Annotated in this window: 23 protein-coding genes and 1 other annotated feature; of the genes, 5 read left to right on the top strand and 18 right to left on the bottom strand. The window is 29.7% G+C overall.

Features of this window, described 5'->3' with window-relative positions; all coding sequences use genetic code 11:
- Positions 1 to 95 precede the first annotated feature (95 nt).
- A complete protein-coding gene (locus ACX0KU_RS02525; protein WP_472991354.1) occupies positions 96 to 245 on the top strand; it encodes a hypothetical protein in 150 nt (49 codons plus the stop codon).
- A 167-nt stretch (positions 246 to 412) separates the two neighbouring features.
- Here ACX0KU_RS02525 and ACX0KU_RS02530 read toward each other — a convergent pair whose 3' ends face one another.
- The 3 genes from ACX0KU_RS02530 to asnS all read right to left on the bottom strand — a co-directional run bounded on the left by ACX0KU_RS02530 (position 413) and on the right by asnS (position 3,774).
- Positions 413 to 1,375 (bottom strand): methyl-accepting chemotaxis protein, encoded by a 963-nt coding sequence (locus tag ACX0KU_RS02530; RefSeq protein WP_472991355.1) that lies wholly within the window; start codon positions 1,373 to 1,375, stop codon positions 413 to 415.
- Between the two features lie 275 nt (positions 1,376 to 1,650).
- Entirely contained in the window at positions 1,651 to 2,304 is a 654-nt protein-coding gene (locus ACX0KU_RS02535) for a hypothetical protein (protein ID WP_472991356.1), read from the bottom strand.
- A gap of 78 nt (positions 2,305 to 2,382) precedes the next feature.
- Complete coding sequence (asnS, locus tag ACX0KU_RS02540; RefSeq protein WP_472991357.1) at positions 2,383 to 3,774, bottom strand: asparagine--tRNA ligase; 1,392 nt, start codon at positions 3,772 to 3,774, stop codon at positions 2,383 to 2,385.
- A 61-nt stretch (positions 3,775 to 3,835) separates the two neighbouring features.
- Positions 3,836 to 4,095 (bottom strand) — a binding site (T-box leader).
- Between the two features lie 168 nt (positions 4,096 to 4,263).
- On the opposite strand from asnS, the gene ACX0KU_RS02545 reads away from it, so the two are divergent.
- The 3 genes from ACX0KU_RS02545 to ACX0KU_RS02555 all read left to right on the top strand — a co-directional run bounded on the left by ACX0KU_RS02545 (position 4,264) and on the right by ACX0KU_RS02555 (position 7,438).
- A complete protein-coding gene (locus tag ACX0KU_RS02545) occupies positions 4,264 to 5,196 on the top strand; it encodes a dipeptidase (RefSeq protein WP_472991358.1) in 933 nt (310 codons plus the stop codon).
- Between the two features lie 106 nt (positions 5,197 to 5,302).
- Entirely contained in the window at positions 5,303 to 5,572 is a 270-nt protein-coding gene (locus tag ACX0KU_RS02550; RefSeq protein ID WP_472991359.1) for a late competence development ComFB family protein, read from the top strand.
- A 174-nt stretch (positions 5,573 to 5,746) separates the two neighbouring features.
- The gene (locus ACX0KU_RS02555) at positions 5,747 to 7,438 is read left to right on the top strand and encodes a phospho-sugar mutase (protein WP_472991360.1); all 1,692 of its coding nucleotides are present in this window, start codon (positions 5,747 to 5,749) and stop codon (positions 7,436 to 7,438) included.
- Positions 7,439 to 7,516: 78 nt separating this feature from the next.
- Here the strand turns inward: ACX0KU_RS02555 and ACX0KU_RS02560 are convergent, their stop codons facing one another.
- The 9 genes from ACX0KU_RS02560 to ACX0KU_RS02600 all read right to left on the bottom strand — a co-directional run bounded on the left by ACX0KU_RS02560 (position 7,517) and on the right by ACX0KU_RS02600 (position 15,840).
- Complete coding sequence (locus tag ACX0KU_RS02560) at positions 7,517 to 7,828, bottom strand: hypothetical protein (RefSeq protein ID WP_472991361.1); 312 nt, start codon at positions 7,826 to 7,828, stop codon at positions 7,517 to 7,519.
- 196 nt (positions 7,829 to 8,024) lie between these two features.
- Entirely contained in the window at positions 8,025 to 8,759 is a 735-nt protein-coding gene (locus ACX0KU_RS02565; RefSeq protein WP_472991362.1) for a class I SAM-dependent methyltransferase, read from the bottom strand.
- A 2-nt stretch (positions 8,760 to 8,761) separates the two neighbouring features.
- Entirely contained in the window at positions 8,762 to 9,322 is a 561-nt protein-coding gene (locus ACX0KU_RS02570; protein WP_472991363.1) for a hemerythrin domain-containing protein, read from the bottom strand.
- A gap of 412 nt (positions 9,323 to 9,734) precedes the next feature.
- Positions 9,735 to 10,379 (bottom strand): ABC transporter permease, encoded by a 645-nt coding sequence (locus ACX0KU_RS02575; RefSeq protein ID WP_472991364.1) that lies wholly within the window; start codon positions 10,377 to 10,379, stop codon positions 9,735 to 9,737.
- A gap of 4 nt (positions 10,380 to 10,383) precedes the next feature.
- The gene (locus tag ACX0KU_RS02580) at positions 10,384 to 11,223 is read right to left on the bottom strand and encodes an ATP-binding cassette domain-containing protein (RefSeq protein WP_472991365.1); all 840 of its coding nucleotides are present in this window, start codon (positions 11,221 to 11,223) and stop codon (positions 10,384 to 10,386) included.
- A gap of 12 nt (positions 11,224 to 11,235) precedes the next feature.
- Positions 11,236 to 13,170 carry an ABC transporter permease gene (locus ACX0KU_RS02585; protein ID WP_472991366.1) on the bottom strand — a complete coding sequence of 645 codons (1,935 nt, stop codon included), beginning with the start codon at positions 13,168 to 13,170 and terminating at the stop codon, positions 11,236 to 11,238.
- 62 nt (positions 13,171 to 13,232) lie between these two features.
- On the bottom strand, positions 13,233 to 13,604 hold the full coding sequence (locus ACX0KU_RS02590) for a hypothetical protein (RefSeq protein ID WP_472991367.1): 372 nt from the start codon (positions 13,602 to 13,604) through the stop codon (positions 13,233 to 13,235).
- 301 nt (positions 13,605 to 13,905) lie between these two features.
- Positions 13,906 to 14,968, bottom strand: a protein-coding gene (locus ACX0KU_RS02595) for an IS630 family transposase (RefSeq protein ID WP_472991368.1) whose coding sequence is annotated in 2 segments (ribosomal slippage) — positions 13,906 to 14,436 and positions 14,438 to 14,968 — 1,062 coding nt in all. Because the reading frame shifts where the segments join, the coding sequence is not laid out codon by codon here.
- Between the two features lie 104 nt (positions 14,969 to 15,072).
- Positions 15,073 to 15,840, bottom strand: a complete 768-nt coding sequence (locus ACX0KU_RS02600) for an anthrax toxin lethal factor-related metalloendopeptidase (RefSeq protein WP_472991369.1) — start codon at positions 15,838 to 15,840, stop codon at positions 15,073 to 15,075.
- A 230-nt stretch (positions 15,841 to 16,070) separates the two neighbouring features.
- On the opposite strand from ACX0KU_RS02600, the gene ACX0KU_RS02605 reads away from it, so the two are divergent.
- Positions 16,071 to 16,427, top strand: coding sequence for a L,D-transpeptidase (locus ACX0KU_RS02605; RefSeq protein WP_472991370.1), 357 nt, complete (start codon positions 16,071 to 16,073; stop codon positions 16,425 to 16,427).
- Between the two features lie 116 nt (positions 16,428 to 16,543).
- Here the strand turns inward: ACX0KU_RS02605 and ACX0KU_RS02610 are convergent, their stop codons facing one another.
- The 6 genes from ACX0KU_RS02610 to ACX0KU_RS02635 all read right to left on the bottom strand — a co-directional run bounded on the left by ACX0KU_RS02610 (position 16,544) and on the right by ACX0KU_RS02635 (position 22,455).
- On the bottom strand, positions 16,544 to 17,383 hold the full coding sequence (locus ACX0KU_RS02610) for a hypothetical protein (RefSeq protein WP_472991371.1): 840 nt from the start codon (positions 17,381 to 17,383) through the stop codon (positions 16,544 to 16,546).
- A gap of 226 nt (positions 17,384 to 17,609) precedes the next feature.
- On the bottom strand, positions 17,610 to 18,311 hold the full coding sequence (locus ACX0KU_RS02615; RefSeq protein ID WP_472991372.1) for a PrsW family intramembrane metalloprotease: 702 nt from the start codon (positions 18,309 to 18,311) through the stop codon (positions 17,610 to 17,612).
- A gap of 37 nt (positions 18,312 to 18,348) precedes the next feature.
- On the bottom strand, positions 18,349 to 18,936 hold the full coding sequence (locus ACX0KU_RS02620; protein ID WP_472991373.1) for a ferritin family protein: 588 nt from the start codon (positions 18,934 to 18,936) through the stop codon (positions 18,349 to 18,351).
- 147 nt (positions 18,937 to 19,083) lie between these two features.
- Positions 19,084 to 20,493 (bottom strand): group II intron reverse transcriptase/maturase, encoded by a 1,410-nt coding sequence (ltrA, locus tag ACX0KU_RS02625; protein WP_472991374.1) that lies wholly within the window; start codon positions 20,491 to 20,493, stop codon positions 19,084 to 19,086.
- A gap of 504 nt (positions 20,494 to 20,997) precedes the next feature.
- Positions 20,998 to 21,183 carry a hypothetical protein gene (locus ACX0KU_RS02630; RefSeq protein ID WP_472991375.1) on the bottom strand — a complete coding sequence of 62 codons (186 nt, stop codon included), beginning with the start codon at positions 21,181 to 21,183 and terminating at the stop codon, positions 20,998 to 21,000.
- A 174-nt stretch (positions 21,184 to 21,357) separates the two neighbouring features.
- Positions 21,358 to 22,455: an iron-containing alcohol dehydrogenase family protein gene (locus tag ACX0KU_RS02635; protein ID WP_472991376.1), complete on the bottom strand. Its 1,098-nt coding sequence runs from the start codon at positions 22,453 to 22,455 to the stop codon at positions 21,358 to 21,360.
- Between the last annotated feature and the right edge of the window lie 10 nt (positions 22,456 to 22,465).

Consider the following 22,465-nt stretch of genomic DNA (forward strand, 5'->3'; position numbering starts at 1 on the left):
TCTTAAGTAAGTGCTACTATTAGAATTCATTTAACTACTTATAAAAGTATTTCTAATGTGAAACATTTTTAAGACTTGTTTATCTAATACATAAGGTGGATATAATCAAGTCAGATATTGAACACAAAGATGGTATAGGGTATGGATTAGAAATCACTTATATTAGTAAAAAAAAGATAGGTTTAGTTTTTTGGCTTCTTCAATGGTTCATAACGGCAGCTGGCATGAATTTGACAAAAATTTAGTTGATGATTTTAGAAATCTATATAAAAACTTAAATTAATTAGCTCTAAGCTTTTCCTCCATGAAATAGGTAAAATCACTATTGATAATATAAAAAGGGTGTAAATAGATTTGTTTTACACAAATCTATTTACACCCTAATATTCTCAGTAGTAATCTCTAAGTATGTCTATAATCTATTTTCTTGAATAAGCTTCTCATTATAAGCTGATAAGCTTTCTCCTGTTTTTTCTAATTGTTCATCTATTACATTTGCTTCTTTTATATGTTTAATTATTGCATTTGTTGTGGTCTTTAGAACATCATCAATCCCTACAATTTCTTTGTTCATGCTTTCTATATGTCGTTTTTGAGTAGATAAAATATTCATTACCTCTTTTGCTTCTTGTTCTACCTGTGCTATTCCGGATAAGCTTTTCTCTACTTTATCTATAGCTTCACTTGAAGCTTTGACACCATTAGCTATAACATCATTAGACTTGTCCGAGTTGTTTAAAACCTTCTTAGTCTCTTCCTCAATTCCTTGTATTAAACTAGAGATGTCTTTAGTACTCTCTTTAGTCATTTCAGCTAGTTTCCTTACTTCACTAGCAACTACTGCAAATCCCTTACCATGTTCCCCTGCTCTTGCTGCCTCTATTGCTGCATTTAAGGCTAAAAGATTAGTCTGACTTGCAATACCTGTTATTAGCTGAACTACATCATTAACCTTGTTGAACTTTTTTGCTAGCTCATTAATGCTATTGGCATTATTTTTATTTTCTATTTCTAAAGATTTAATGATTTCATTCATCTCCTCAATAGATCTTTTTCCTTCATTTGATCTTTTAACTGCATCTTCAGTAATTTTTATAAGGGTATTTCCTTCTGTATATAAATTATCTGTAGCTGTATTAGTCATTCTTGTTAAATTTGAAATCTCACTCATATGAACTTTTACTTCATTAGTAAGTCCAGTTAAAGCATCATGCTGACTATTAACCATTTGATGCTGCTTTACAGTTTCTTTTAGTGACTTACTTATTGATCCTATAAAATCTGTAGTTTCTCTACGAGATTCTTTTTCTTTTTTCTTTATTTCTTCTGCTATATCTAGAGACATACATACTTCATCTTTAGCTTTTTTTCTCATCGATTACACTCCCCCGACTTTTCTTAAATCTTTAAGAATTTATATCGCCTTCTTAATTATCGTACTTTTACATAAACATCTATATATTTTTAGATACTATTCCTAATAATCCTAGTGCTTTATCTATAATATCCCTTCATTTCTTCTTGTTTTTCATAATTTTAACTAATTATAACATGGTATCTATAGTATGTAAACGCAGACTTAAATCATCATATTTCCTACATTAATCGAATACTTTTTATAATAAAAAATAGATGAATTAAGCTGAAAAATCAGCTTAATTCATCTATTTTAATCCTTGTTACAGAATCGTCTACTCTTTTTTCTTTCTTATCAAAAAGACTAATTTCACATACCACCTTTATTATAATAAAGGACAGCCCCGTTAATACTCCAAGAATAAAATATATATTTGAAAGAAATATATTGGTTTGCCAATCTGCTACTTGTAGAAGGTTTCTTTTTACAATCTCTTCTTTACTATAATCTTTAAGCATAAGCTTAACATTAATTTCTCTAAGTTGTTTTACTAAAACTTTCTTATCATCATTCTCACTTATAGCTTCTAGTTTTGATAATAAATCAGTTAGATAAACTTTGTTTTGTGACTTGATACTATTAGCATAAATTTGTAGATTATCCTTTATGTCAGTTATATCATATTCTATTATATTAATAGGAACTATCTCTTTAAACTCACTGCTAATCTTATCTATATCTGCATTACTAATTCCTTCTTTTTCAATCTTAACTAGTACTACTTGATTTAGCTTATTTGCATACAAAAATTTTGCTCCATTTTCAGTATGATTAAATCCTAGCACAAGAAATAATACTGCTATCATCAGATTAAAAAGTAATAGTTCTCTATTATATCCTAAATCTTCTTTTTCAAGACCTAATAACCTACCTAGTATTTTAAACATTTTACCATCTCTCCTATATCATAATTACATATAACTACCCTATAATTATTGACATAAAAATGATTAGTAATCAGTTTTTTAAAATTCTGCTGTTCCTGGTGTTCTTGGGAATGGAATTACGTCTCTAATATTACCCATACCTGTTAGGTACATTATCATTCTTTCAAAACCAAGACCATATCCTGCATGTTTAGTTTCTCCATACTTTCTAAGCTCTAAATACCACCAGTAATCCTCTTTGTTAAGTCCAAGACCTTCTATTCTCTTTTCAAGAACCTCAAGTCTTTCCTCTCTTTGACTTCCTCCTATAATTTCTCCTACTCCTGGAACTAGAAGGTCTGCTGCTGCAACAGTTTTTCCGTCATCATTTAATCTCATATAGAATGCTTTAATATCCTTTGGATAGTCTGTAACAAATACTGGCTTTCCAAATATCTTCTCTGTTAGATATCTCTCATGTTCAGTTTGTAAATCAATTCCCCATTCTACTGGATAATCAAATTTTTGTCCTGATTTCTGAAGAAGTTCCACTGCTTCAGTGTAACTTACTCTTGCAAAATCAGAGTTAACTACATTGTCTAATCGTTCAAATAATCCTTTATCAATAAAGCTATTGAAGAATTCCATTTCTTCTGGAGCATTTTCTCTTACATAGTTGATTATATATTTAACCATAGCTTCTGCAGTATCTAAGTAATCAGTTAAATCAGCAAAAGCCATTTCAGGCTCTATCATCCAGAACTCTGATGCATGTCTTGCTGTATTTGAATTTTCTGCTCTAAAAGTTGGTCCAAAAGTGTAGATATTTTTAAAAGCAAGAGCAAAAATCTCACCTTCTAACTGTCCACTTACTGTAAGGTTAGTTTGTTTTCCAAAGAAGTCTTGTTTATAATCTATCTTTCCCTTTTCATCCTTTGGAGGGTTTTCAAGGTCTAATGTTGTTATTTTAAACATTTCCCCTGCACCTTCAGCATCACTTCCTGTTATTATTGGAGTGTGTACATAAACAAAGCCTTGATCTTGGAAAAACTTATGTATAGCATAAGCTGCTACAGAACGCACTCTAAATACTGCTGAGAAAGTATTACTTCTAGGTCTTAAGTGTGCTATTGATCTAAGATATTCAAGAGTATGTCTCTTCTTTTGAAGAGGATAATCTGAATGAGAATTTCCTTCTAACAATATGCTTTTAGCATGGATTTCAAAAGGTTGCTTAGCATTTTCAGTTACTACAACTTCACCCTCAACTGTTATACTTGCACTTATAGCATACTTGCTTATTTCTTTAAAATTTTCTAGTTCATCTCCAAACACTACTTGAATGTTTTGGAAGAAGCTTCCATCATTAACTTCTATAAATCCAAATTTATTAGAAGCTCTTATAGTCCTAATCCATCCACTAAGCTTTACAGCTTTTCCAGTAAACTTTTCTGTTTCTCTATACAACTGTTTAATTACTACTGTTTCCATAAAGTACCTCCTGTTTTATATTTAGTTATTTTTAAAATAAAAAAACCTTAATCCTAAATAACACTAGGACGAAGGTTGAATATTCGCGGTACCACCTAATTTGTCATATAAAATATGACCTCTCTTAATGAGCACATCAATTATGCTCTCCAATATATAACGGTTTGGCTCCGTCTAAGCCTACTATCATACTTAAACTAAGTATAATTTCGGTTAGAGATTCTAAGGTGTTCTTCCATATAGATTCAATATCAACCTCTCACCCTCGTTGATTCGCTACAAATGAACTTCTATATATACTCTCCTCTTCACTATCTTTACATATATTCTTTAAATTATGAAAATTAATTCAAAGAAAATTATAATATTAAAAACAAAGTGTGTCAACAAGGCACTGCTATATAGTTTGCTAAATAATAACCTTTTTATTCAAGGCTACATAGATTAGTGTTATAATACATCTATATTTTAAAACTGGGGGTGGATTTTATGCATGTTATTGATTTTCATTGTGATACAATTTTAAACATATATAGAGATAATACAAGCTTAAAAACTAATGACTATAGTATTGATATTGAAAAACTAATAAAAGCAAATTCTCTTGCTCAATTCTTTGCTTTATTTATAAATACAAAAACTACTACTGATCCCCTTGAGGAATGTCTTAAAATGCTGGACACATTCTATAATGAACTTTCAAAGAACAAGTCCTCAATTGCTTTAGTTAGAAATTATAATGAACTAATGCATAATAAAGAAAAAGGTAAAATCTCAGCTTTTCTAACTATTGAAGAAGGAGCTGCTCTTAAGGGAGATATGTCTAATCTTAAAAACTTTCATAAGCTAGGAGTTAAGCTAATAACCCTAACCTGGAACTTTCCAAATGAAATTGGATATCCTAACGCAGCATTCAAATATCAAGATAGAGGACTTACTCCTTTTGGACTTGAACTTATAGATGAAATGAATAAACTAAATATGATTATTGATGTATCTCACTTATCTGATGGCGGTTTTTATGATGTTGCTAAATACTCTAAAGCTCCTTTTGTAGCCTCTCATTCTAATGCTAGAGCCATTACTAATCATCCAAGAAATTTAACTGATGATATGATTAAAATACTATCTAATAAGGGTGGAATTATGGGTATAAACTTTTATGGGCACTTTTTAGGTGGCGGTGAATTTAGTACAATTGATGATATGCTTAGGCACATAAAGCACATAAGACATGTTGGAGGCATAGATATATTATCCATCGGTTCAGACTTTGATGGCATCGACTCCACTTTGGAAATTGAGAATATAGGAGAAATTGATAAATTGATTTATGCTCTTAAGAAAGATAACTTTACTGATGATGAAATAGATAAAATCTTTTACAAAAATGCCTTAAGAGTTCTTAAAGAAATTGGATAACTTAAATAATCACTTTAAATGTTATATATTTGAAGTATAATTATAATTTGTTATGTTATATAATAGATTATGTAGATTTATAAATGATTGTTGAGGTGGGTAAAATATGTATCATTTAAGAAATTATTCAGAGGAAGCTGTAGATAACTTATTAGATAATGTTCTAAGTAAATACGACAATATTTGTAAATGTGAAAAATGTAAATTAGATATAAAAGCCTATACTTTAAATTTAGTAAAACCAAGGTATATAGTTTCTGAGCAAGGAGAAATCTATACTAGGGCAATAAATGAAATTGATAAACAAGAAGTTATTAATATTACAGAATATATAATGAATGGCATAGATATAGTAAGCAAAAATCCAAAGCATTAATCATATTCCCTAAGGGCTGCATTCGTTTTTAGCTATAAGTTACTTATACGCTTAATTCAAATGGAGCCTATAAATTTTTATTTCATATAAATTTAAATTTAATTATTATTAATTTTATTGAATAATTGGTATAATAATACTGGCAAAGTAATTTCTAAAAAGGAGTGACTATGGATGGATTATAGATTAGTATATGAAAAATGGCTAAATGACGAATACATTAACGAAGAAACTAAGAAGGAATTAATAGCTATACAAAGGGATGAAAAAGAGATAGAGGATAGATTTTATAAAAATTTAGAATTTGGAACTGCTGGCCTTCGCGGTAAGCTTGGGGCTGGAACTAATAGAATGAATATATATAATATCTCAAAGGTAACTCAAGGTATTGCTGACTTTATTGTTGAAAAAGGCAAGGACCATATGGATAGAGGAGTTGCCATAGCTTATGATGTTAGACATTTCTCTAAAGAGTTTTCAAAAACAGCTGCACTTGTTCTAGCTGGAAATGGAATCAAATCTTATTTATTTGAGGATATTCGCCCTACTCCAGAGCTATCCTTTACTATAAGAAGATTAAATGCTACAGCAGGAATAATAATCACAGCTAGTCATAACCCAAAGGATTACAATGGATATAAGGTATACTGGGAAGACGGTGCACAAGTACTATCATCTATAGCTGAACCTATGACTGAGAAAATCAATAAAATAGATAGCTTTCAAGATATAAAAACTCTTGATGAAAAAGAAGCTTTAGCTAAGGGTTTATTAAACATTATCGGAAAAGAGCTTGATGACGAATACATAGGTAAAGTTAAGGATTTAGCTTTAAGAGATGATATTGATAAGGATATAAAAATTGTTTACACCCCTCTCAACGGTACAGGAAATATCCCTGTTAGAAGAGTTTTAAGGGAAAGAGGTTTTACTAATATAGTTGTAGTACCTGAACAAGAAAATCCTGATCCTGATTTTACAACTGTAGGTTACCCTAATCCTGAAGATACTAAAGCATTTAAGTATTCTGAAGCTTTAGGTAAAGAGGTTGGTGCAGAGCTCTTGATTGCTACAGATCCTGATTGTGATAGATTAGCTATTGAAGTGCGAGATAAAGATGGAGACTATGTTCCTTTTAACGGAAATCAAACTGGAGCTATACTCATAAAATATATTCTTGAGGGAATGCAGGCAAAAGGAACCTTACCTCACAATGGGGCTATAGTAAAATCTATAGTTACTGGAGATCTTGGGAGCGCTATAGCTTCTGAATATGGAGTTACTGCCTTTGAATCCTTAACTGGCTTTAAGCACATATGTGGAAGAATACCTGAGTTCGAAGCTAGTGGAGAGTATGAATTTATATTTGGATATGAGGAAAGTATCGGATACACAACTGGAACTTTTGTAAGAGATAAGGATGGTGTAAGCTCTGCTATGCTTTTATGTGAGGCTGCCGCTTATTACAAAACTAAGGGCAAAACTCTATTAAATGTTTTAGAAGAGGTTTATAAAACCCATGGCTACTATAAAGAGAAACAAATTTCTCTAAATCTTGAGGGAATAGAAGGAAAAGCTAGAATTCAAAGAATAATGGATAGTTATAGAACCTCTTATCCAAAAAATATAGGACCTATGACTTTAACTAAAGCCATAGACTATCTAGAAGGCTATGAAGATATACCATCCTCTGATGTACTAAAATTTTATTTAGATAATGGAAGCTGGTATGCTGTTCGTCCTTCAGGTACAGAACCAAAAATTAAAATTTACTTATATACAAAAGCTGATACTTCTTCACAAGCCAATGAAAACTTAAAAGTTATGGAAGCTACTATAATGGAAAAACTTAATTCAACTGAGTAAAATTTATAAAAAAGCTTAGCATAAACACTATGTTCTATGCTAAGCCTTATACTTAAATTGAAAACTCAACAGCTTGTCTTACATTTTTATAAAAGTGTAGTGTCCTAAAGCTATTGCAGTTAATGCAGCTCCTGTTGTAGTAGCTACAGTTGCTGCTACATTAGAAACAAGTTCAAATCCATTTTGAAGTAAGCATGCAACTACATCAGCAAGATCATCACCAATTTCTATTTCACATGCAGTAGCTTCGAATGGTGAATTTGGATAAACATCAAAACTAGCAACAGCATTAGTTGCAATATCATATGAAAGCGTAACAACAGCTATAGCTCCATTATTGTTTTCTTTTCCATTATGACATTTTCTTAAATCATCCTCATTGTATCTCAAATTGTCACCTCCTAGTACCCAAATTGTCTTCTTAAGCTTGTCCACTATTTTATTATCTTTAGGTCTGTAGGATTTTATCTTCTGCTTACCATATTATAATATTAAAAAAATATAAAAGTGTTACATATTTTAATGAAAAAAGTAAAAGATATATAACTTTATCTTTTACTCTCTTTTATTCTTATATATTAAATTCTTATAATGACTTTTTTATAGCTGATACTACTGTTGCCATTGAATTTAGGTTATACTCCTCTTCATTAAATCCTCCAAAAAATTCTATACTACTAAAACCCGAATTTTCTAATATATTTTGTAAGTCTTCCCTTAAAAGAGGGTAAAGTGGAACACAATTTTCATATACTCTCTCATCATTATCTTTTGTAATTACTAACTTAGTCTTAAATAGAATTTTATCATCTTTTTTCTCATAATCTCTTATAAAACTAACTCTTTCCTCTGACCTTTCTATTGTAGGAAGTCCCTTAAGGTTTTTTTCTAAAATTCTATCATAGTTTATTATTTGTATAATTATTACTCCATCCTTATTTAAAAGGTTGTATAGTTTATTAATTACTATGCTAATCTCTTCTTTATTATTTAAATGTACTAGAGAATTTCCTATACAAAATATTACATCAAATTTTTCTTCTAATTTATCTACTTCTTTCATATCCATAGCAAAGGCTTTTACACTAACTCCTTCATTATAAGCCTTTTTTTCTATTTTTTTTATCATCTCAGTGTCTAAATCTGCAGCCATTACATTGTATCCTAATTTAGCTAAAGCAACTGAATAATTTCCAGTTCCTGCAGCTAAATCAAGAATTTTATGTTTATCCTTTGATCTTTTCTTAATAAAATTTAATTGTGCCTCTCCAAGTGGAAACACTATATCATAATATCTACTTAATTCCTCATAAAACCCCAAATTTAAATACTCCTTTCTAAATCTTCTAAAATCTTTAGATATTTTTCTTGAAGCTTTTTATCACTAGCTGCTTCTTCTACTTCCTTACATCTCTCATCTATCTCTTTTAAATCTTCTTTTGATAAGTTATTTCTAGCAAAATTATATAATGCATTATCTTCCTTAAATATATGTCTCTTTAAAAGATCCGTGTATCCTATGGTATTAGCTATTATATCTACTCTAGCATCTTCATCTCCCATTTCATAAATTTCAAGAGCATTTTGTAAATTCATCATAAAAAGTCTTCCTAAATCGTGTTCTACTAGCATTCCTTCTACAGTCATTTTTCCTAAATGGTTATCTTCTCCTTCATGTTCTGCAGACAATTTTACAAAAAGAATAGCCTCTTCCTTATTATGATGATGCTTATCTGCATAATTCCTTATAAAATCTATCACCTTGTAAAAATCTTTATAGTCCACCGTATCATGATTGAGTACCTTAATACAAAGCTTTCTTGCCACCTCAAGCATTCTTTTTATATTATTGTGTTCCTGAACCATTATATCTATAGCATCCATTTTTATTTCTCCTTCCGATTTTTGTTTTTATGTTATTAGTATTACCTTATTTTCTACTCACTATTAACTAGTACCTAGTCTATATTTAAAATACTATCACATCCTATAAATAATAGTGGTAACATTAGTTACATATAAATGAATTCTAGAAATTTTTTCTTCTTTTTGGTAAACTAAACAGAAACATTGTGTCTACTTTCCTAGGAACCCTATGGTTCTCCTCGAACATTCAGTGTTTCAGCGCCCTTCTTGCTACAAATTTCTATATAAGAAAAAGAGTAGCCAGTTTTAACTAACTACTCCTTATAAATGCCAATTCCCAAATGTACAACTATTATAACTAGGTATTACTATTTTCTTAGACTCTAATAATTCTATCTTTCTTTTTACTCCATAAGAACCCCTTGCTATTTTAATAATAAAATCTTTTATTTTTATATATTCCAATGATTAAAAATAAAAAGCCTAATAAACAAAATATAAAATATTTCGTGATGATAGTTTGAAATACTACTCTTTGTCCATTTTCAAATACACTAATATATTTAATATATTTAGAATCTATAAAAATAGCTAATAACTCATATATGAGTAAAAACATAAAGCTTATAGTAGTAGATTTTAAAGCATAAATTAGCATATATGATAATGAAGTAAAAAAGAAGCATTGAATGACTGTCTTCAAAAATTCTAACAATACATTATCCCAAAACCAACTATATACTAAAAAAAGAATACCAACATGTATAATATACCAAGTAAATATCAAAGCAGTATGATGGAATTTGACTTTTCCTGAATCCTCAATACAATATAAAAGCTCATTGCCGTCGCCTTCAACATATTCTTTAAATATAAAAGTAATCCACCATAAAGACATAATAGGTATATACTTTTCAACTTCTCTGAATACTAGAGAATAGGCATTTTCAATATTTCCTGATATATTAATCATTCCAATATTTAAAATAGGAATAAAAATATATAAAATTATTAAGGGAATAAAATAATACATCCTTAAATTTTTAAAAGAAAAATAAATAAGTTTTATCTTCATACTTTTATATACCCTTCAATATACACATATATCCATCTTCAATGCTAGGCTCTATCCCTTCATATCCCTCATTCTTACTTGAAAGCACTCTTGAAAAATTCTCACCATTTCTTTCAAAAGTTCTCTCAACAAAGTGATTAGAGCTAATTTCAGTTCCTTCTTTTACTTGAAAAACTTTTCCCTTTGCTATCAATCTAATTTCTTCACTAGTTCCTTCTCTAAGTATTTTACCATCTTGCATAATGATTATTTTATTACAACATGCTTCAACATCCTCCACAATATGCGTAGAAATTATAATTATCCTATCTTCTTTTATATCAGATAATAAGTTTTTAAATCTTATCCTCTCTTCTGGGTCAAGCCCAGCAGTAGGTTCATCAAAGATTATTATTTTAGGGTCTCCTAATATTGCTTGAGCAATGCCTAATCGTCTAATCATTCCTCCTGATAATGTTGATATTTTCTCATTTACTTTATCATCTAAATTAACTATTTCTATGCTCTTTTTGATATATGAGTCCATTGATTCTTTAGGGAGTTTTTTTAGTACTGAAAAATACTCTAGCATTTCATAAACTGTTAATTCTTTAAATAATCCAAATTTTTGTGGAAGATAGCCAATGTACTTAGAAAATGTAGAATTATTTATAATTTCTCGCTCTTCAAATTTTATATTTCCTTTAGTAGGATTGTACAAATTAACTATGCACCTCATTAATGTAGTTTTACCAGCACCATTTGTACCTAAGAGCCCATAAACTCCTGTTTCTAAATTTACTGAAATTCCTTTTAGCACTTCTTTTTTTCTAAAAGACTTATATAACCCTAAAATTTCTAACATTATTGGTGCCCCCTAATTGTTTAAGTTTTTAAGAAATGTTATTGAATCTCTTTTTTGATTGTTATCTTTCAAAAATTTATAAGTATTCTTAATAACATAATCTTCACCTAGTTCATTTATTTTTTTTAAAAATAAGTGAATCATTTCAAAAGATGGATTGTTATTCAATTCTTCTTCTGGAATACGTAGAAACCTATCTTTATTTAAAATATAGTCAAATAATAGAGTATTAATCTTTCTTTTCTTTATATCTTGTGACAAATTAGATTGTAAAAGTCCAAGAGCTATTTGTTCTTTACTTAATTCCCATACAAAGATATGATCTTTAAAACTTATTATTCCATCCCCTAGCATTTTGGAAGAAAATGTTGTTGGGGATTGAAAGATTTTTTTACCACTCACATTAAAATCGGCATCCTCTCCAAGTATTCCCTTATATAATGTTAATGTTTTTTCAATATTTAAAAGAAAACTTATATCCATTTTTTCTAATATTAATCCGTAAAGCAAATTATTCTCAAACTTCTTTTCTTCTAAAAAACCACCAATCAGAGTAAGTTCTTGTGATTCGCCAGAAAAATTATTATCATTTTTATCTAAGTTTGAGTAAATATTTAAATTTGACTTTATAGATACATCAAATTTCGTATTTTGTTCTCTTATTATTGGAATAAATCTAGATTCCTCTTTCATATATATTTTTTTGTACCCTTCAATTGGATAGTAGGGGAAAGATCCTGGTAGTAAAACAGCCTGTAAGTTACTATAAAACACAGGACTGTACCCACTATATAAAATTCTAATTTCTTCTAGCTTTTTATTAGTAGGGTTAATTACCTCCAAATAGTCTCCATTTCTTTTGTAGTCCAAAACCTCATTATTTTTGCTAAGAACTTTTTTAACTTTATAATTTCTATATAGTGTGAATTTATAGCTGTTTAAGGTTTCTTTCTCATCTAAATAAATAATTATATCACTATTAAGTTGCCTATTTATTGTAAATTTCATATTATAAGCTGAAATGTTAAATTGTACAATTTCTTCTTTTTGGATATCATTCATATAATAAAGTTCATCAAAAGCTATAAAACTTTTAGGATTATGATCTTTTTTGACGATACTGCCTGGTTTGGTAAAACTAGATAAGTTTAATATAGCTACAATTATTAAACCTATTGCTATAAAATTTAAAGAATTATATCTTCTCCTGCTTAACTTTACAAGTAAAATGGAACTTAAAAAACTTATCCAAAATAGCAATAAGTTCCACCTGTAAGGTTCTATAGCTAATCCATATAATTCTTCTTCAACCCAATATAAATTTGGAGGTAAAACATTTAATATTTCAATAAATGGATATATATTAACTCCATAACCCATATAGAGAGTATAAGGCACAAATTCAAAAATTGGACTTATTACCACTATTGAAATTATCATCAAGGAATATGCACTAAACCTTGTTAGATATACCGATATAGTACTTCCTATACACACTGCGAAACAAGATACTAAAAAAATGTTAAGAAAATTATTTAAGAATATATGAAATAAAAAGGGTAAGAAATTTACATTCATAACTATATATACGACAAAATTATATATAAAAATATTTAAGGTCATAGTTACTATAAGTATTATAAGAACTACAGTCTTTGAAAAATATAATTTTAAATTTCCCTTATTTAATGCTAGAATGCATTCTGAAAGACTTTCACTTTTACTTTTAATTAAATATTCATAAGATATAAAGGTAAAAAAAACAAAATAAATCATACTAATTCTTTGACTATATTGTAAATAAAAGAATGCATCTTTATGTATAGATAAATTATACATACCTAAAATTAAATATCCATTCACTATAATAAAAAATACTAATAATGCTATAGATAAATATATACTTTTAAAAAAGATTTTAAAATTACTTTTTATTAAATAATTCATTTAAATTCTCCCTTAAGTAATAATTATTATGTAAAGTTAAAATAGGGAGGAGCCCCCCATTACTACCAGATACTCCCACTAGCTGTACAATATGCAGTTCCCCATCCATTAGGGTTTAATTCTATATTCCAATTAACATTACCACCATCTATATATTTGCCATTAGCAGATTGACCTATTGGCATAAGGGTTTCACCTGCTGTCACCCATCCTTTGCCAGCTTGTGCTTTGTTTATAATAGCATAAACACCATTTACTGAAGTAGTACTATTTGTAGCAGTATAACTTGCAGCTGTTTGAAGACCAATAGAAGCACTAGTAACTGATGTGTCTGAAATAGTTAGATATACAGAAACAGCACTAGCGCTACTTGAAAAACTAAGCATAATAGCACAAGATAAAGCAAGACTAGATAATAATTTCCCTTTTTTCACTTTTGTTTCCCCCTTGATTATATTTCTTTGTAAATAATGCATTTTTTACACATTTATTGTATATACTATTATAATATAGCATTTCTTTACAAAAAAAACAATGATTTTATTTATTTGTATATAATATACAAATATTATCTATACTAAAAGAGTTTTTCTGTATTGATTGTGTTTATTTTTTTGTTTATTACCCCTAATATTTTATGAATTTTTGATAAAATAAGGAGAGAAAATCATGTATTTTTACTGATTTTCTCTCCGTTTTTTAATTTAATTATATATATAAATTGTAATAAAGTTTCTACATCTTGATACATAGCCTATCTATTATCTGTGTAGGAACTTTATTTATATATCCAATGAACTTTTGCACAACAATACTGACCCTAGCCAAGATTGGAAAGAACACATTGTTGATTACAGATGACTTTAGCCATCCCCATAACCCCTCTATTAGATTTAACTCTGGACTATATGGAGGCAAATACATCAACTCTAATCTATCTTTCATTTTAGTCAAGAAGGGTTGTACTAATTTGGCGTGATGAATCTTTGCATTATCAAGAATTATAACTATTTTCCCTTGGGGATACTGTTTTAGCGTAGCTTTCAGAAACTCTAGGAATACCTTAGCATCATATCTGTCATGTTCCTCAAAATAAACAGCGCCTGTTGAGTAATTTAGTATTCCTATTAACTTCACTCCAGCATTTTTACCGTAGGTAGGTATTTTTCTTTGATACCCCTTTAGAAACCACGTCTTCTGAATAGCTTGATAATCTCTAATCATAGATTCATCTTCAAACAATATGTGATCAACCTCGCCATTAAGGTGTTTTTTTTAGAACCTCAAAGTCTTTTTTAAATTTCTCTTGTTTTTCTTTATCTGCTTTTGCCAAAACATAAGTGGGTCTAGTATAGCTCAAGTTTAGTCTATATAGAACCTCAGCCATACCCCTATGACTCATAGTAATGTTAAATTCTTTAATAGCCCATTGTCTTATAATTTCAATAGTCCAATTTTTTCTTCCTTCGAAGCCGACTTCGTCTGGAGTATTATTTGTAACAGCTTCAAATATCTTAGCTTCTTGTTCACTACTAAATTTCCTTTTAGCTCCTGTACTCTTTTTCATTTCTAGTCCAGCCAATCCATTTAATTTATAACTTCTTATATAGTTGCCTACGGCATGAGGCTCTAGCCCCTCCATTTCAGCTATCTTTTTATTAGTAAAGCCATCAAAATGTCGTAGTAGCACTGAATATCTTTTATGCATACGCACATTTTTAGTTTGTTTTAAAGCCGCTCTTAATTCTTTAATCTCTTTATCATGTCCAGTAATACTGTTCAAAATTATGGTTTCCATATTAAAATCCTCACAATAAATATATTTTTTATTAGTTTGGATTTTTAAGCAAATTTTAATGATGGTATTTTAAGGCATGTATTTTTAAAATTGCAATTTATATATTATAAACTCCCTATTTCATATTCTAAATTTGAAATAAATTCATAAGTTAACGGCGCCTTGTCCCTTAACGCTTCTCGTTCCTTTTCATTTAAATAATACATGGCAAAGGTCTCTGCAAAATATTCCTCAGGATAATCAACAAAATAAGGATTATCACCAAAAACATTACTAACCTCTTGTTTCCAAAGCTTTTTAAATTCTTCACTGGAAGAAATATCATTTAATACATATTCATCTATAGCATGAGCAGTTTCATGTAATTCTAAGTTTATAGCTCCATGAGCTTCACTAGGTTCACTATAACCTATTCTTGCTACAACTGCTTTGCCTCCAGCACCTGGTACATCATCCCAAGTCTTGCCTGTTCCTTCCCAGCCTCTAGGAGTTACCCCTTTTAAATGCTCATACTCTTCTACTTCTGTTATATTTGTATTTGAAAGTATTATTTTTATATCCTTATCTAAAAGCTCTTGTAACATGGAGTGAGGTATCTTCTCCAATCTTGAAATCATGTTATCAGCTTCTACTCTGTCATAAGCTTCTTCCTGAAAAACTATAAGTTTGTCCATAACTTGTGAAATACTATTGCTGCTTACTACACTATTTGTTGGTATGCTATCTGATTTGCTGAATGATATGCTACTCTGTTTTAGTGATTGTCCATAATCATTATCTTTTATAGATATAGAATATATTCCAAAGGAAACAAAGAATACTATGAAAAAAGTAGTTAAACCTTTATTAAAGCTTCTCATATCTTTATTCATGCTTATTCCCCCTCTAATCTAAATAAATAAAAAAATTCCACGTAACCTGAAAAGGAAAAGTAGAATTTATTTATACAATCATTATACCATGAATCGCTTACTTAAGCTAAGGAACATTTTACCGATTTAATACTAAACTTATCCCCTTTTAGATATATTACTATCTTTTTTTAAACCTTTTTAACCATTTTACATAGAGAAGAATAAGCTATTTATAAAGAGGTGATAAAATGACTAGTAATATTATAGGAAATACTTACTCCATTGAAATCGACACAAGGAATGAAAAACTTAAGTTATTTAAAAATAATGAGATTATAAGAGAATATATTGTATTCATTAATAAGCCATTAAAGCACCCTTTTAAAGGTTCTTGGAGAATAATAAAAAAACTACCTATCCACAAAGAGTTTGGGGGGTACTTCCTAGCTCTAAATATTCCCTATGGAGTACACGGGATTCATAAAGCAAGAAACTTACCCTTAAAATCAGCAGAAAAAAAAGATGGTAGCATAAAAATAAGTCCTCGTGAAGCTAGAGAATTATATACTACCGTCCCTATTGGAACACCTGTAGTTATTTATTAAAATAGGAAATCATAATTTCCTTCATATAGTGTTCTTAAAGGATATGTTATGTGTAGGATGGATTTGAACAAAGCTAGCAGTTCTAAAGTGAAACCTATCTGCACATAACATGCCCTTTAAATATACATAGCTATTGGAAGTATCTCCATAAGTGAAGTTTCGTCATTTAGATAGCTACTTTTATACTTTCCATTAATAGGTGCATCCTTTAAAAACTTTTCTCTAAACCCCTTAAAGTGACCCTCATCTAGAAAATCATAATATGTTCCACTAGATAAATCTACATAGTTGGCAGCATCATTTTTTGTAGACTTCATGACTTTTCCCATTATAGTAACATTATTGTTATATAAGTAATCTAAATTGTCTTGCATATATTTTAGTTGTATGGGTACTATTGCTCTTGCATTTGAGCCAGCTAAAGAACCCGAAACAAACTTTAAACACCTAGAATTTTTCCAATCCTCATAGTAACTTTTCATCATGGATAGAACTTGTTTATTATTTTCTTTATCACCAGGAGAAAAGATATCTTTCATCTCTAGGTATTTAATTATCTCTTCCATATGCTCCATTTCTGCATTCTTGTTAAGAGGAGACTTAAACTCTACATAATCATTTTCCTTTAAGTTATTCACATCCTCAACTGTGGCCACTCTTTTTAATAAATTATTTGCTTCTAATATCCCTTTGGTTTCTAGTAGAACTACTATAGTTTTTGAGATTTTCTCCTCAGTTTTTTGTTTAATAAATTCATCTAATATTTCAATAGTAAAGTTCCCTTGTAGGTATTGTCCTTTAAACACATTAGCCAGTGGGGTTGAGATCTTTACAACTTGTTGGCACCTAGAGCTAATAGTTTTGATTTGAACATATTCCTGTACAACAACAGTGAATAGATTATTTAATAGATTTTCATTTACATATAAAGGTATAATTGCCTTATTATCAAACATTACTAAGAAGCATCTCCTTAAAATTACTTACCAATATTATATTATAAAATCTTATACTCTTTTAGAACAAATTATATTTTGCACTGCCTATTGGAATTTCCTTTAGTTTTCATTGATTTAACTGAAACTAAAAAAGTACAAAGCATCTATCTCCCTTTGTACTTTTATTAAATATTTTTTATTAAATATTTTTTATTAAATATTTTTTATTAATTATTTTTGTTAATTATTCTTTAATCATAGCTCTATGTCTATTCCTAGATTCAACATAATACTTATTAAGCTTTCTTAAGTTTACTATCCATAAATATATTACAAAAGGAAGGAAAAGAGCTAATAAAATTGGTACTCTAGACATTAGTATAAAATTGAATATTCCGTGAAGTGTCATCGGAATTATTAATGATCTTCTAAAGTAATATCTATAACTCTCAGGATTTTCTGAGAACTTTGCAAGTGAAAGATAATATCCCATAGTTACTGCAAATAGTAAATGAGCAGGTACTGAAAATATTCCTCTATAAAGCCCTACAGAAGGATTAACTGAAAATCTAAATACTACATACATTACATTTTCTACTGTTGCAAATCCTAAGGCAGAAAATCCAGCATATATTATTCCATCTAGTTTTTCATCAAATGCTGGATGTTTAAAGGCAGTTCGTAGCACCACTTCTCTTTTAAAAAACTCCTCTGTGAGCCCTGCTACTATAAAGGCCATAAAAGCAGCACTTAATAATCCTGTAAAAATATTAAAAGACATAAGAAATTTTTCTACAATTGCTGTGGGAATAACGGAAAGTGCTCCAAAAATAAATACCTTCATTAAAAGTCTCGGGGGTTCCTTATCATATCTATCTGTTAAATATACTGAAAATGCTAAGACTATTCCTGGTATTAGTGCAATTATAAATAATCTAGTAGCCATTATAGGTTTCCTTTCTTCGTTGGTTTAATAAATTTCCTTAGTTGTTTTTATTTTTTATTGCCTCATCTAATATATCTAGATGTCTTTTTGAATCCTCTATTTGTTTAGTAAATACTATTTTAACTTCTTCTGGAACTCCATTTTGTTGTAAAAACTTCTCGTACATAGCTATACTATCCTTCTCTGATTTAATTAGAAGTACAAAAGCATCTTCTAAGGTTTTTGGAAACTTGAAAAAAAACTCATTTGACTTATCTGAAGGTATAGTTATTTTATGTTTTGACAGTAATTCTAACATTCTGTATACATGAATATTTTCCTCTCGCGCTAATGTAGTCATGAACTCTTTTTTACTATACTTTTTTTCTACATATTCATATCTTGCCCTTTGTAGATATTCATCCTGAATTCCATATTGAATCATATTTTCAAGAGTCAGATTATTATCTGTTCTAGCTGATTCTGCCCCCCATATAGTGCTTTCAACTCTCATCATAGTAAATACTGCATCTTCTTTATTTATAGGTTCTTGCTTGTTATTGTTAAAACTGCAGGATACAAGAGTTAGCATTCCTACAATTATTAAAAAAAACATTAATTTTTTTATTTGTTTATTTGTTTTCATATAATCACTCCTATAATAACTTACTAGTTTATTTTCTCCTAAAGTTATTTAATATATAATCTCTAATATCGAGTAGGAGGAAAATAATTATTTTATTTTCCGTCCTCTCACACCACCGTGCGTACCGGCCTGGTACACGGCGGTTCTTTAAGTAGAATGAATTTTAATATATTGACGTGTTAGGCTTTTTAATCCTAAGTCCGAGAAAAATTGATTTGTTAGTGTTGTGTTTAAAATAGCACTATTAGCTGTTCGCCAGTATCCCTTCCGGGTATTGGCGAATTTTATTGCTCGATAGTGACTCAGTCCCAATTTCTTAAGGTTTTTGTATCTTGTTCTAACCTTCTTCCATTGTTTCCATATACACATTCTTAATCTTTGCCTTATCCAAATATCTAACTGCTCTGTCACTCCCTTACATTTAGCTATTCCATAATAATTAATCCACCCAACGTTTACTTGGTTTAATTTAATTATTCTTTGTTCTAATGTCATAGGTTTTGACCTTGATAGAACTTCTCTGATTTTATCTTTATATCTTTTAATTGATTGTTCAGATATTTTTGCGTTTGCTTTACCAAACATTAGGAATAATGAGAACCCTAGAAATTTTCTCTTCCAAGGTCTTTCGACCGCACTTTTATTTACGTTAACTTTTAATTTAAGCTTATTTTCAATAAAGGAACTTATGTTATCCATAACTCTTTTACCTGCTCTTTCACTCTTAACGTATATATTACAGTCATCAGCATAACGACAGAATTTGTGTCCTCTTTTTTCTAATTCTTTATCTAGTTCATCTAGCATAATATTAGAAAGTAGTGGACTTAGTGGTCCTCCTTGCGGAGTTCCATTTTCACTCTTAGTTACTATACCACCTATCATTATTCCTGATTGCAGATACCTTCTTATTAATTTAAGTACTCTTTTATCCTTAATATCTTTGGAAAGTTTATACATCAAAATATCGTGATTAACCCTATCAAAGAAATTTTCTAAATCTATATCTACGACCCATCTATAACCATCCGTTATATAACTTTTAGCTTTCTCTATAGCATCTTTTGCCGACCTATTCGGTCTAAACCCATAACTATTATCTGAGAAACCTTCATCGTAAATTATGTTTAGTTCTTGAGCGATAGCTTGTTGAATAAGTCTATCCAAAACTGTTGGAATACCTAGCTTTCTAGTTCCTCCACTTAATTTTGGAATTTCAACTCTTCTAACCGGCATTGGTCTATACTCACTATTAAAAATCTCCTCTCTAACGCGTAGCCAGTTTGTTTTAAGAAATTGTTCAAGTTCATGAACCTTCATCCCATCCACTCCGTGACTACCTTTATTAGAGACAACTCTTTTAAGAGCAGCGAACATATTGTTCCTAGATAAAATTCTTTCTAGTGAGCCATATTCAAATTCATTGGTTCTTCCATTTGAAGTTGCCGAAGATTCTCTATGCACTCTTTGCTTATCTTCAAGTTCCACTCTATTTTCCGCACTAGAGCCTACATATTTAGTTTTCTGCAATTTTTGATTATCTTGCGAAACTTTCAAAATTTCTAAACCTCCTTAAAGTTCAGTCCTTCCCACGCTAACGCGTTTAGCGTGATACTATGACCTCTGCTGACTTCTGATAGTTCAGCTACATATCACTATGTAGGTTATCACTTTAGAAATTCATCTTTATTCATGATGTATCTATCAGACCTCCCCAGGTAAGAACAACAACCTTCCTCTCATATATCTGCTATATATACTTCTAAGGATTTGGATAGTGTTGGACTTTGTTTTGTTTTGCAAACTCGTCCATCCCTAGTAAGCCTCACATATAGTTTGTGTACCTCAGACCGAGATTTTGCCTCCGGCTTCCTTCAGATTCCACCTCACGATGGACACCCTTGCCATTGGCTAGTGGTTCCCACTACCAAGCCCACAGCGGACTTTCACCGCCAAGTTGTTGCCCATGCTGGGCACACAAAAAAAAGCTAATGACAAAATCTGATTGTCACTAGCTTTCCCAATATTATAGAATATTTTAAATACAATAATCTCCTATATTTACAAAGTCAGTTTATTTATATCCACACCATAATACTCTGCAAGCAATCTCTTTTCTCCATTAGTCATAGAGATTACTCCTCTTTCTTTATCTATATATTCTGAAACTGATATATTTAAAAGCTCTGCTATATTTTCTGTTGTTTCACTATTCTCTATTCTAACATTTTTAAGATTTTCACTCATACTTTATCACCCCTAACTTTTAGTTAAAGATTAATGGAATATTCTTTAATATCATTTGCTATTTGTAGACAAACTATTCTTGGTAACTTATTTCTCTTATGTAATATAAATACATTAATATTTAATTAGACCATTACTATTTATAACGCAATCTTTCTTCTGTTTATAGCTATACTATAAAAGGCTATTTTTATATATTTTTATTATATCTGCTTCTGTTACTTGTGATGGATGATTTTTAAGTTTATCCTTATTAATTATCATAGCTTTTGCATATTTCATTATTTCTTCTTCTGTTACTGTGACTTCTCTTCCTATAAGTTTTTCAATAAACGCACCAAATTCCTTAAGGCTATTAAACTTTAAAAAAGATAATATATTATTTACTTTACTCATACTTGAAGATAGCTCTAGATATTCCTTAAGTAAAATCCCATTTGCTTTTCCATGGGAAACTCCATTAAAATAAGTTAAAGCATATCCCATTCCATGAGGTAGTGATGTTCCTGTCTGGGCGATTACCATTCCTGCAAGAGTGGATGTTAAAAGTAACTTCTCTCTAATCTCATAGGAAAAATCTCTAGTAATAAGACTTTCCATACATTCACTAAAAAGTGTAAGTCCTTTTTCTGCTACTGTATCACTTAAAAGATTTGCTTTAACTGCTAAATATCCCTCTATAAGATGTGATAGGGCATCTATTGCTGTATTTATAGTTATTTCTTCTGGTGTATTAATTAAGTATTTAGCATCTAAAAACGCTACATCAGGAAATACCTTTTGTGAAAAATTTCTCTTTGTTTTTAGTTTATGGTCTGTAAAAATTGCATAAGGAGTAACTTCTGTACCTGTACCTGCTGTTGTTGGTAACGCTATTAGTGGTACTGACTTTAGCTGAGTACTACTAAATAAATCATCTATATTAGAATCCTTATTATTAATTAAAATACCTATAGCTTTTGCTGCATCAATAGGTGAGCCTCCACCTATACCTATTATAAAATCTACCTTTTCTTCTCTACCTAAAATTGCTGCTCTTTCAACAGTCTCTAGTGATGGATTCTCCTCCACTTCATCAAATATAAAATAATCAATACTACTTTCAGATAACACTGTCATGACCTCATCTAATGATCCATTTTTCTTCGAGGATGTTTTTCCTGTTATTATGAATGCTTTACTCCCATAGCTTTTTATTAATTCTACATTATTAGCTATAACATCTTTCCCGAAATATACCTTTGTAGGCATAAGATATTCAAAGTCTTTCATTTTATAGCCT

Source organism: Clostridium sp. X (assembly GCF_055755365.1).